Below are 11,758 nucleotides of genomic sequence, written 5' to 3'. Positions count from 1 at the left end.
TGGCGATGAACAACAGCGAACCGGACCCGAACCCCGCCGAGCCGGCGCCGGACGTACCCGACTCGTCCGACTCGTCCGACTCGTCCGACGACTTCGAGGCCACCCAGGAATCCTTGGAGAGGCTGAGCGAGCACACCGCCGAAACGCTGGCCGAGGCCCGTCAGGAGGTCGACAAGGCCATGGCCACCTCCCACGACCAGATCATGCCCGCCGCGGACGGCGGGCAGGACGACGACTGGGAGGACGACGAAGGCTCCCCCGAGAAGGACGACACCCGCGGCGCGTGGCCCAACTGGACCAAGGACAAGTAGGGTCCGAGAGGGTCCAAGGCCGCCAAGTGGCGATCACCGCCACTGGAGCGGTGTATCACAGCCTCTTGTCAAAGCAGCAATGGGTCGTAGAGCACTGATTCCCTGCGAATTCCACACTGATTCCACACCCATTCCACACGGATTCCTCCCTCGTCGAAGCCCCGGCCGGTGCGCCCCGTGTCCTGATTGCGAGTAGCCATCGCGGTCCGGTACCAAGTCATCCAGCCGGCGCCACACGGCCTCGACCACCCCCTGAGCCTGGTTTTGACCTGGGAGGACTCCGTGAAGACCGTTGCCTCGCCGTACGCACGGCGCATCGGTGCAGCCGAGTGGCTATACCTCGGGATCGACGTGCCGAACGTCGTACAGCACGTCTTCGAGGGCGAGGGGGATCTGGATCTCGGCACCCTCGCCACCGCCGTCGCCACGACGGCCGAAGCCTGTCCGGGCACCCGGCTGCGGCGGCGGGGGCGGCGCTGGGTCGACAGCGGCCTCGCCCCGGTCACCCGGCTGGTGCACGTGCCGCCCGGAACGGACCTGCTGGAGCACCCGGCCCTCCAGACGACGCTGCACACCGGCGGGCCGACCTGCGAGGTGCTGCTGGTGCCCGGGATCCCCGGCGCCCCCGGAACGCCCGGCACCCCGCAGCGCATCGTCTTCCGCGGCTTCCACGGCGTGACCGACGCCCGCGGCGTCCTGCTCTGGGCCGCCGACGTGTTCCGGGTGCTGCGCGGCGAGCAGCCGCTCGGCGCCACGTCGACGCTGAACGGCGACGAGTTCCTCAGCGAGCTGATGCCCGACGGGCTCCCGCCGATCGCCCGCGGCCAGGGCGAGCTGTCGTGGCCGTCGTCGATGGCGCCGATCACGCCCGGGACGCACCCGCTGATCTGGCGGCGGCGCACCGTCGAGGGCACGCAGGCGGCGGTGGCGGCCAAGATCATCGCCGCGCTCGGCTCCGACGCGGTCCGGGCCTCGCTCACCGCGTGGCCGACCGGCACCGGCACCGGCACGGGCACGGGCACCGAGGCCGGCACCGGCGCCGGCACCGAGCCGACGCCGCAGCCCGGGCGCTTCTTCGTCCCCGTGGACCTGCGGCGGCACCGCCCCGAGATCCGCTCGACCGGGTTCCTGTCGCTGGCCCTGCAACTCGACGTCGCGCCGGGCACCGGCTGGGAGGAGATCCACCGGGAGCTGCTGACCGGGCTGACCGAGCGCCAGGAGATCAGCTACCGCACGCCCACCTGGCTGCGCCGCACGCCGCTGCCGCTGGTCCGGGTGATCACCGGCATCATGGGCAAGGACTCGATGCGCAAGCAGCGCTACCTGGGGACGGCCTACGTCACCAACCTCGGGTTCACCGACCTCGCCGAGTACAGCGCCGAGTCGTTCCGCACCACGACGGTCTACAACCTCGGCGGCTCCGGGCCGTCCTCGCCGCCCGGCATCGACGTGATCGAGACCGCCGGCCGGACCGAGATCGTGGTCACCTGGCAGGACGTCCCCGGCGCCCCGGAGCGGATGGAGGAGCTGCTCGACGTGATCGTCGAGACGCTCTCGCCCCGGGCGGACCGCGAACCGGCGGCCAACCGCACCGACCGCGCGCCGGTGTCGGACCGGTCGCTGCTCCAGCTGTTCCGCGACCAGGTCGAGCGCCGCCCGGACGCGATCGCGCTCGACGGCCCCGAGGGCCCGGTCACCTACCGCGAGCTGAGCGAGCGCGCCGACATCGTCGCCGCCGCGCTGCGGGAGCGGGGCGTGGGCCGCGGCGCGATCGTCGGGCTGCTCGCCGAGCGCACGACGGCCGCCATCGCCGGCATCTGGGGCGTGCTGCGCACCGGCGCCGGATACCTGGCCCTGGACGTCCTGCACCCGGACCGGCGCCTGGCCGACCTGCTGGCGGACTCCGGCGCGAGCCACTGCCTGGTGCAGGCGCCGCACGACGCCCGGGCCTGCGTTCCCGAGGGCTGCGCCCCGCTCAGCCTCGACGACCTGCTGTCCGGCGACGGCCCGGCGGCTCAGGGCTCTGTAACTCAGGGTTCCGTCACTCAGGGTACTGTCACTCAGGGTTCTGTCACTGAAGGGGACGACGCCGAGGCAGCGCCCGGCGACCTGGCCTACGTGCTCTACACCTCCGGCTCCACCGGACGCCCCAAGGGCGTCCAGATCGAGCACGGCAGCCTGCTGAACTACCTGCACTGGGGCGTCGAGGAGTTCGGCGCCGACGAGGACACCCGGCTGCCGCTGCTCACCTCGCTGTCCTTCGACGTCTCGGGCACCTCGATCTTCCTGCCGCTGATCACCGGCGGCACCGTGATCCTGGTCCGGGACCAGCCGACCCACCTCACGCTGCGCCGCCTGCTGGAGGACTCCGGCGCCACGATGCTCAACCTCACCCCCTCGCACCTGGAGCTGATCGGCCGGCTGGACGCCGCGCCGAAGGGCTTCCGCAGCATCGTGGTGGTCGGCGAGCAGCTGCGCGTCGAGGTCGCGGCGCGGGCGCAGGAGATGTTCGGCCCGCACTGCCGGATCGTCAACGAGTACGGCCCGACCGAGGCCACCATCGGCTGCACCGCCCACACCTTCGACCCGGTGCGCGACGCCGGCCGGGCGGCGGTGCCGATCGGGCTCCCGGCCCACAACACCCAGGTCCACCTGCTCGACGCCAACCGCCGGTTCGTGCCGGCCGGCGAGCCGGGCGAGATGTATCTGGCCGGGGTCCAGCTGGCGCGCGGCTACCTGGGCCGACCCGATCTGGACGCCGAGCGCTTCCCCCGGCTGGCCGACGGCACCCGGGTCTACCGCACCGGCGACCTGGCCCGGCGCCTGCCCGACGGCGGGCTGGAGTTCCTGGGCCGGATCGACGATCAGGTCAAGGTCCGCGGCCACCGGGTCGAGCCGGCGGAGGTGGCGGCCACGCTGGAGGAGCACTCGCGCGTGGAGCGCGCGGTCGTCGTGGCGCGCCCGCGCCCGGACGGCACCGGGAAGGCACTGTACGCGTACGTGCTGGTCAACGACGACGCGGAGGCTGAGCCGGACTTCCCGGCCGAGTTGCAGGCCCACGCCGCCGAGCGGCTGCCCTCGTACATGGTCCCGGCGGCGACGGTCGTCCTGGACGAGATCCCTTACAACGTCGCGGGCAAGGTCGACGTGCGCTCGCTGCCCGACCCCTTCGCCGATCGCGCGGAGGCCGGCCCCGGCCTGGCCCGGCGCGACGACGTCGAAGCGCACGTCGGCCGCATCTGGTCCGGCGTCCTGGGCCTGGACGAGCACCGCATCGATCCGTTCACCGACTTCCACCAGCTCGGCGGCGACTCGGTCAGCCTGCTGGCGATGCTGGCCGGGGTCTGCCGGGACGTGGTGCCGGCCCGCCGCGAGACCGACTTCATGGCCCAGCTGAACCGGGTGATCGCCGCGCCCACCGTGACCACGGTCGCGGCGATCGCCCGCGAGGTCGCGCTGCTCGACACCGTCGGTTGAGCGCCGATCCAGCAATAGTCGCGTGAGGCCGGAGCGCCGGATTGTCGAGGCTTGAGAATCGCCGACAATCCGGCGCCCTGCTTTTGGCGGAAATCGGTGTCAGTAGGTTGGTGTTCGACCGACGCGTTCGGCAGTCGAACACTGACACCCGCTTCCACCAGGCATTCGGTCATTTTTCAGAGTTCTGCGATCGGAGACCCGTTGCCGCCCGGCGATGCCCTGCGTACCTTCGGTGAACGGACAGCGAATCGGCGATCATGCGGAAAGAATTCTCCGCCAGACGTTGAGGAAACGTAATGGCGCAATCTCATCTGGTCCGCACTTTCCTGCGGCCGCACGCGCGGCCGCTGGGCTTCGCCGCCGCCCTCCAGGTCCTCCAGGCCGCGGGGAACCTCTACCTGCCGATCCTCAACGCCCACATCGTCGACCACGGCGTGGTCCAGGGCGACGTCGGCTACATCGGACGGACCGGCGCGCTGATGCTGGGCATCAACGTCGTGCTCTGCGTCGCCTCCCTGATCTCGGTGCGGCTGAGCTCGTGGGTGGCGACGGCGGTCGGGGCCGACCTGCGGGCCGCCGTGCACGACCGCGTGCGGTCGTTCTCGGTGGTGGAGCTGAACCGGTTCGGCGTGGCGTCGCTGACCACGCGCAGCGTCAACGACGTCCAGCAGGTGCAGGTGTTCGCGCAGGCGGCGCTGAGCCTGCTGGTGATCTCGATCGTCACCGCCCTGGGCGCGGTGGTGCTCGCGGTGCGGCAGGGTCCGCGGCTCTCGCCGCTGCTGATCGTCACCCTGGCCGCGGTGCTGGTGCTGGCCGGCTGGGTGATGGTCCGGCTGCTGCCGATGTTCCGGTCGGTGCAGGTGCGGACCGACGGGCTGAACCAGGTGCTGCGCGAGCAGATCGCCGGGGTCCGGGTGGCGCGGGCGTTCCTGCGCACCGGCACCGAGCAGGCCCGGTTCGAGCGGGCCAACGCCGGGATCACCGACGCGCAGCTGCGGGCCGGCCGGGTGTTCGCGCTGGTCACCCCGCTCATCCTGGTGATCGCCAACCTCTCCAGCGTCGGCGTGCTCTGGTTCGGCGGCCGCTTGGTCGCGGACGGCACGATGCCGATCGGCAGCCTGACCGCGTTCCTGCTCTACATCCTCCAGATCCTGCTCTACGTGGTGATCGGCGTGACCGTGCTGACGCTGCTGCCGCGCGCGGTGGCCAGCATGCACCGGATCCAGGAGGTGCTGGACACGGTGCCGGCCGTCGCCGATCCGGCGGAGCCGGTCGAGCCCGAGGCCGTCACCGGCGCCGTCGCCTTCCGGAACGTCACCTTCGGCTACGCGGGCAGCGAACGGCCGGTGCTCGACGATCTGACACTGGCCTTCCCGCCCGGGCGCACCACCGCGATCCTCGGCGGCACCGGCAGCGGCAAGACCACGCTGCTCAACCTGGTCCCCCGGTTCCTCGCCGCGACGGCCGGCGACGTGCTGGTCAACGGGGTCGGCGTGGACGAGCAGGCGGCCGAGCGGCTGCGCGCCGGGATCGGGCTGGTCCCGCAGACCGCGTACCTGTTCGCCGGGACGGTCGCCGACAACCTGCGGTTCGGCCGGCCGGAGGCCACCGAGGCCGAGCTGTGGCGGGCGCTGGAGACGGCGCAGGCCCGGGACTTCGTCGCCGCGCTGCCCGGCCAGTTGGAGGCGCGCGTGGAACGCGGCGGAGTGAACCTCTCCGGCGGGCAGCGCCAGCGGTTGTCGATCGCCCGGGCGCTGGTCCGGCGGCCGAGCCTGTACTTGTTCGACGACTGCTTCTCGGCCCTGGACGCCGCCACCGACGCCCGGCTGCGGGCCGCGCTGAGCACCGAGACCGGGGACGCCACCGTGGTGATCGCCACGCAGCGGGCCGGGACGGTGATGGCGGCGGACCAGATCGTCGTCCTGGACGGCGGGAGCGTCGCGGGCATCGGGACGCATCCGCAGTTGCTGGCCGACTGCCCGACCTACCAGCAGATCATCGCGTCACAGCTCGAATGGGGAGCCGCCGCGTGAGCGAGTCCAGGGACGTCGTCGAGCGGACCGACGTGGTCGACACGGTCGTGCAGACCGACACGCCCGAGCCGGCCGAGCAGACCGACACACCCGACACACCCGACGCGACCGAGCAGACCGACGCGCGCCGGCCGGTCCTGCCCCGCCTGCTGGTCCTGCTGCGCCCGGAGCGCGCCCGGCTGATCGCCGTCGGCGCGCTCACCGTGTTCTCGGTCGGGCTGCTGGTCGTCGGGCCGTGGCTGCTGGGCCAGGCGACCGACGTCGTCTTCAACGGCGTCATCGGCAAGCAGCTACCGGCCGGCCAGAGCAAGGCGGAAGCGGTCGCGGCGCTGCGGGCGGCGGGCCACGGGCATCTGGCGGACATGCTGGCGGGGATGGCGGTGCGTCCGGGCGTCGGTGTGGACACCGGCCGGCTCGGGCGGCTGCTCCTCCTGGCGATCGGGGCGTATCTGCTCAGCGCCGCCTTCGGGTGGGCGCAGGGGCGGATCCTGACCGGGGTCGCGCAGCGCACGATGTTCCGGCTGCGCGCGCAGACCGAGGAGAAGCTGACGCGGCTGCCGCTGCGGCACTTCGACACCCATCCGCACGGGGACATCCTGAGCCGGGTCGTGAACGACGTCGACAACGTCGACACCACGCTGCAGGAGACGCTCAACCAGCTGCCGAGCTCGGTGCTCACGGTGCTGACGACGCTGGGCATCATGTTCTGGATCTCGCCGATCCTGGCCACGGCCTCGCTGGTGACGATCCCGGTGGTGATGGCGGTGGCCTCGGTACTGGCCGGCAAGTCCAAGGCGCGGTTCGAGGCGCAGTGGGAGCAGACCGGCCGGCTGACGTCGATGGTCGAGGAGTCCTACACCGGCCAGGCGCTGATCCTGGCGTACGGGCGGGGCGAGCAGGTGGCCGAGGAGTTCGGGCAGGAGAACCGGAAGCTGCGGCGGGCCGGGTACTCGGCGCAGCTGCTCTCCGGGGCGATCTTCCCGGCGGTGGTGCTGGTCGGGAACCTGAACTCGGTGGTGGTGGCGGCGCTGGGCGGCTACCAGGTGGCCACCGGGGCGATCTCGCTGGGCGCGGTGCAGGCCTTCATCCAGTACTCGCAGCGGTTCACGTCGCCTGTGATCCAGAGCGCCGGGCAGATGAACGTGCTCCAGTCCGGAATCGTCTCGGCGGGGCGGATCTTCGAGTTCCTGGACGCACAGGAGGAGCCGGTGCTGCCGGCCGGCGGGGTGGCGCAGGGCCTTGACGAGCGGCGGGACGAGCACCAGGACGACCGCGGCGGCGGCCACCGGGTCCGGCTGGAGAACGTCCGCTTCCGCTACGAGCCCGACACGCCGCTGATCGAGGACTTCACCCTGGAGGCGGCCCCGGGCCGGACGGTGGCGATCGTCGGACCGACCGGCGCGGGCAAGACCACGCTGGTCAACCTGCTGGTGCGCTTCTACGAGATCGACAGCGGCCGGATCCTGCTGGACGGCGTCGACTACCGGGAGCTGAGCCGGGACCAGGTCCGCCGCTGCTTCGGCATGGTGCTGCAGGACACCTGGCTGTTCCACGGCTCCATCCGCGACAACATCGGCTACGGCCGCGAGGGCGCCGGGGACGACGAGATCTTGGCGGCGGCCCGCGCGGCGCACGTCGACGACTTCGTACGGACCCTGCCCGAGGGCTACGACACCATCCTGGAGGGCGACGCCTCGAACGTCTCCTCCGGCCAGAAGCAACTGCTCACCATCGCCCGCGCCTTCCTGGCCGACCCCGGCATCCTGATCCTCGACGAGGCCACCAGCAATGTCGACACCCGCACCGAGGCGATGATCCAGGAGGCCATGACCCGGCTGCGGTCCGGTCGGACCAGCTTCGTCATCGCCCACCGGCTGTCGACGATCCACACGGCCGACACCATCGTGGTGATGGACGCCGGCCGGGTCGTCGAGCAGGGCAGCCATGACGAGCTGCTGGAGCGCGAGGGCTTCTACCACGAGCTCTACCACAGTCAGTTCGCTGAGACGCTGGTGTCTTAGCGTCTCAGCGTCTTAGGTTCAGCCGACCGCGCGCGGGCGCAGACCGTCCATCAGCACCGTGAGATAAGCGTCCGCCAGTCCCGGCGCCCCCGGTGCGGCGCGTGCCACGGCCGGCGCGGTCTCGGTGATCAGCATGATGGTCGTGGCGAGGTCCAGGTCGGTGCGAACGGCACCGTCGCGGCGGGCGCCTTCGATCATGGCCGTGGTGGTGGCGACGAGTTCGGCGCGCAGGGCGGTGGTGGCCGGGAGGTCCAGGCCGCCGAGGCGGTCGCCGACGGCGTGGTGCGCCGCCTGGAAGGCGATCAGCTCGGGCAGGAAGGCGCGCAGCGCCGAGTAGGGCTCCGATGCCGCCAGCAGTTCGCCGGCGCGGCGGACGACCGGTTCGAGCAGCACGGAGACGGCCGCGTCGAGCAGCGCGTCCTTGCCGCCGAAGGCGCGCACGACGGTGCCCGCCCCGAGTCCGGCGCGTTTGGCGATGGTCTCGACGGTCAGGGTCGCTCCGGGTTCGGCGAGCAGGGCCATGGCCGCGTCGAGCGCCAGGGCGCGGTTGCGGACGGCGTCGGCGCGCCGTTTGGGTTCTGGGCTCGCAGAGGGTTGCGAGCTCGCGGTGGGTTCCGTTGACAAGTGGAACGCCCCTTCCACATACTTCATCTGGAATCAGCGTTCCACTTTAACGCGTCACGGGGGTTCTCATGAACGAGCGGGTCTTGGTGGTCGGCGCGAGCATCGCCGGCCTGACGGCGGCGCACTGGCTGGCCCGGCACGGTTTCCGTCCGACCGTCGTCGAGCGCGCGGTCGAACCGCGCTCCGGCGGCAACGGCGTGGACCTCCGCGACGACGCGGTCACCGTCGTCGAGCGGATGGGCCTGCTGGAGCGGATCCGGGAGCTGGGCACGGACGTGCACGGCATGAAGTTCGTCGACGCCGCCGACCGGACGATCGGCCGGATCGACACCCGCGAGCTGACCTCGGTCGAGATCATGCGCGGGGACCTGGTCGCGCTGCTGCGGGAGGCCACGGACGTGGAGATCCGGTTCGGCACGGCCGTCAGGAGCCTGACACCGGATGCCGACGGCGAGGGCGGAGGGGACGGCGACGGCGTGACAGTCGGCTTCGAGCACGGCCCCGACCTCCGCTTCGACCTGGTCGTCGGCGCCGACGGGATGCACTCCACGGTCCGGCGGCTGGCGTTCGGCCCGGAGGAGCGGTTCATCCGGCACAAGGACCACTACTTCGCGTTCGCCGACGCCGCCGACGCCGCCGCGCCGGCCGAGGACCGCTGGATGACGATGTTCAACGCCCCGGGGAAGATGGCCGGGGTCTGGCGCTCGGGCAACCACGCCCGGGCCAAGGCCTACTTCGTCTTCCGCTCGGAGCCGTTGCGGTACGACTATCGCGACGTTGACGAGCACAAGCGCATGGTCGCCACGGCGTTCGCCGACTCACCCTGGCCGCCGGCCCGGGCCCTGCTCGACACGGCGCTGGCCGACCCGGAGTTCTACTTCGACGCGCTCGGCCAGGTGCGGATGGACTCCTGGTCCGCCGGCCGCGTGGTGCTGATCGGCGACGCCGCCTGGTGCGCGTCCCCGGCCGCGGGTGCTGGCGCGGAGCTGGCGGTCGTCGGCGCGTACCGGCTGGCCGGCGAGCTGGCCGCCGCCGACGGCGACCACCGCGTGGCGTTCCCGCGGTTCGAGGCGGCGCACCGGCCGCTGGTCGCGCGCAGCCAGCAGATCGGCCCGAACGTCGGGGTCATGATTCCCAGGACCGAGACCGGTCTCCGCCTGCGCAACGCACTGGTCCGACTGCCGGTGCTGAAGGCGGCCGCCTCGCTGGAGCGTCGGATGCGCGCGCGGAACGCCCGGCCGCTTCCGGTGTACCGCCGGCCGGTCTGAACGCCGGTCCGAGCGTCGGACGTCATGCCGGGGACCGGGATGAGGAATGTCATGACAGCTCCGTGATGAACAGCTCTGCCACGGAGGCGGCTCCCACCGAGATCATCATTTCCTGGCACGGGGATCATCCGTGGAGGGAACCACCATCGGGGAGAAGCAATGGCCACTCCGCAGTCGCGTGTACCGAAGTTGATCGACGTCGCCGCGCCCGGACAGAGTTCGCAGGGCGAGGTCCGCGCCGTGGTGCTGGTGCTGCCGGGCGGCTCGGTCAAGAGCACCGGGCGGCATCTGACGATGGCGGAATGGGGACTGCGTCCCCTGCTCAGCCAACTGGCCGCCGCCGCGACCCCCGAGGGCATCGCAGTGCACATGCTGCGCTACCGGATGCGCGGCTGGAACGGCGAGGCCGCGGACCCCTTGGCCGACACCCGCTGGGCCCTGGACCGGCTCCGGGAGCAGCACGGCCCGGTCCCGGTCCTGCTGGTCGGCAACTCCTTGGGCGGTCGCGCCGCGTTCCGGGCCGCGGACGATCCGCGGGTCGTCGGCGTGGTGGGGATCGCGCCGTGGCTGCCGGCCGGCGAGCCGGTCGAGCACCTGGCGGGCCGGGAGGTGCTGATCGTGCACGGGGACAAGGACCACAGCGAGGCCTCGGGCGAGAAGTCGCTGGAGTTCGCCGTTCGGGCCCGGGCGGTCGTGCCGGAGCTGGCCCGGGTGGAGATCCCGGGGGCGGGGCACTTCCTGCTGAAGGGCGCGAAGGACGGCTTCCAGTTGTGCACGGAGTTCGCGATGAACGTGCTCGCGGTCGGGAACCGCAGAGAGCTGCTCGAAACCGCGCGAGGCGGCGATCTGCGGACGGTGCTGCCGATTCCGTTTGTCGCTTCTTTCGCGGGCGTCGCGTCCTAGTCGAGCGCCACGTCCTAACCGAGCGCCACGTCCTAGCCGAGCGCCACGTCCTCTGCATCAGCAGCCGGCAGCCAGTCCTGGCCGGGACGGTATTCGAGCCAGCGGCGCTGCGCGGCGACGTCCGCGAACGTGCGCAGCAACGTCTCGATGCCCGGGTGCGTATCCGAACTGCGCCAGAGCAGCGACCAGGCGTAGAGCGGAGTCGGGTCGACCAGCGGGATGGGGCGCACCGGCAAGCGGCCCGGAAGTTCGAGGTCGGCGGGAATCACCGCGTACCGGCGCGGATCGGCGGCCACCTGTTCCAGATAGTGCTCCAGTCCGAGGTTCGCGGGGCTGGATTCGGTGGTGACGCCGAAACGCTCGACAAGGCGGACATAGAACTCAAGACGCTCCACAGCGGCCGGGCTCCACAGCACCCCCGCATCGCGCAGCTCCGCCGTCCGGACCTCGGACCGGTCGGCGAGCGGGTGTCCCGGGCCGACGACCAGGTCGACCGGTTCCAAGCGCACCAGGCGGTGGGTGAGGTCGCGCGACACGGCGTCGTCGCTGTCCTGGCGGTACACACGGCCGAATCCGACGTCGGCGACCGACCGGACCAGGGCGTCGGCCACCCCGGGCAGGTCACGACCCGCGCCGACCTCCACGGTGAGTTCCGGCAGCCGCGCCAGAACCGGTCGCAGCGTCCGCATGGGGCCGAACAGGTGCCCCCAGGCGTCGAGCCGGAGCGGACAGGCCAGGTCCCGAGCGGCCGCCACCGCCCGGTCGCCGGCCGCCAGCGCCCTCCGCGCCGGCTCCAGGAACCGGTGCCCGGCCTCGGTGAGCTCCACCGCATGCCCGCCACGCAGGAACAACGCGGCACCGAGCTCGGCCTCCAGGCGCGCAACGCGCTTGGACAACGCCTGCTGGCTCAGCGACAGCTGCTCGGCGGCCCGTCCGAAGTGCAGGCGCTCGGCCACCGCGAGGAAGGCGCGCACCTGGGCCAGGTCAAGATCCATGCCCCTACCTTGGCCGATCGGCCGCGGTCGCCGGAACGGCTTCCCGGTGGGTGGAACGACTTCTCGGTGGGTGGAACGGACGGGCCCTGCACCTGCTCAACTCGGATTCCCGGGACGAGGACCACC

Annotated in this window: 8 protein-coding genes; 6 read left to right on the top strand and 2 right to left on the bottom strand. The window is 72.0% G+C overall.

From position 1 onward, the window contains the following. The first annotated feature begins 5 nt into the window (after positions 1-5). The 4 genes from ABD481_RS29780 (at position 6) to ABD481_RS29765 (ending at position 7,842) form a co-directional block, all read left to right on the top strand. The gene (locus ABD481_RS29780; protein WP_344669112.1) at positions 6-311 is read left to right on the top strand and encodes a hypothetical protein; all 306 of its coding nucleotides are present in this window, start codon (positions 6-8) and stop codon (positions 309-311) included. A gap of 282 nt (positions 312-593) precedes the next feature. Continuing rightward, positions 594-3,788 carry a non-ribosomal peptide synthetase gene (locus tag ABD481_RS29775; protein WP_344669111.1) on the top strand — a complete coding sequence of 1,065 codons (3,195 nt, stop codon included), beginning with the start codon at positions 594-596 and terminating at the stop codon, positions 3,786-3,788. A gap of 296 nt (positions 3,789-4,084) precedes the next feature. Further along, entirely contained in the window at positions 4,085-5,821 is a 1,737-nt protein-coding gene (locus tag ABD481_RS29770; RefSeq protein ID WP_344669110.1) for an ABC transporter ATP-binding protein, read from the top strand. After that, positions 5,818-7,842: an ABC transporter ATP-binding protein gene (locus ABD481_RS29765; protein WP_344669109.1), complete on the top strand. Its 2,025-nt coding sequence runs from the start codon at positions 5,818-5,820 to the stop codon at positions 7,840-7,842. Before ABD481_RS29770 ends, ABD481_RS29765 begins: the two co-directional genes overlap by 4 nt. Positions 7,843-7,860: 18 nt before the next feature. On the opposite strand, the gene ABD481_RS29760 is transcribed toward ABD481_RS29765, so the two are convergent. After that, complete coding sequence (locus ABD481_RS29760; RefSeq protein ID WP_344669108.1) at positions 7,861-8,493, bottom strand: TetR/AcrR family transcriptional regulator; 633 nt, start codon at positions 8,491-8,493, stop codon at positions 7,861-7,863. A gap of 41 nt (positions 8,494-8,534) precedes the next feature. Here ABD481_RS29760 and ABD481_RS29755 point away from each other — a divergent pair, with 41 nt between their 5' ends. Together ABD481_RS29755 and ABD481_RS29750 are read left to right on the top strand one after the other, a co-directional pair. Beyond that, the gene (locus tag ABD481_RS29755; RefSeq protein WP_344669107.1) at positions 8,535-9,734 is read left to right on the top strand and encodes an FAD-dependent monooxygenase; all 1,200 of its coding nucleotides are present in this window, start codon (positions 8,535-8,537) and stop codon (positions 9,732-9,734) included. 159 nt (positions 9,735-9,893) lie between these two features. Beyond that, positions 9,894-10,637: an alpha/beta hydrolase gene (locus ABD481_RS29750; RefSeq protein WP_344669106.1), complete on the top strand. Its 744-nt coding sequence runs from the start codon at positions 9,894-9,896 to the stop codon at positions 10,635-10,637. A gap of 32 nt (positions 10,638-10,669) precedes the next feature. Here the strand turns inward: ABD481_RS29750 and ABD481_RS29745 are convergent, their stop codons facing one another. Continuing rightward, positions 10,670-11,632 carry a LysR family transcriptional regulator gene (locus tag ABD481_RS29745; protein WP_344669105.1) on the bottom strand — a complete coding sequence of 321 codons (963 nt, stop codon included), beginning with the start codon at positions 11,630-11,632 and terminating at the stop codon, positions 10,670-10,672. Positions 11,633-11,758: the final 126 nt, after the last annotated feature.

Origin of the sequence: Catenulispora yoronensis, assembly GCF_039531695.1 — a bacterium.
Classification (GTDB): Bacteria; Actinomycetota; Actinomycetes; order Streptomycetales; family Catenulisporaceae; genus Catenulispora; species Catenulispora yoronensis.
This window is presented reverse-complemented; position numbering and strand designations above follow the sequence as displayed.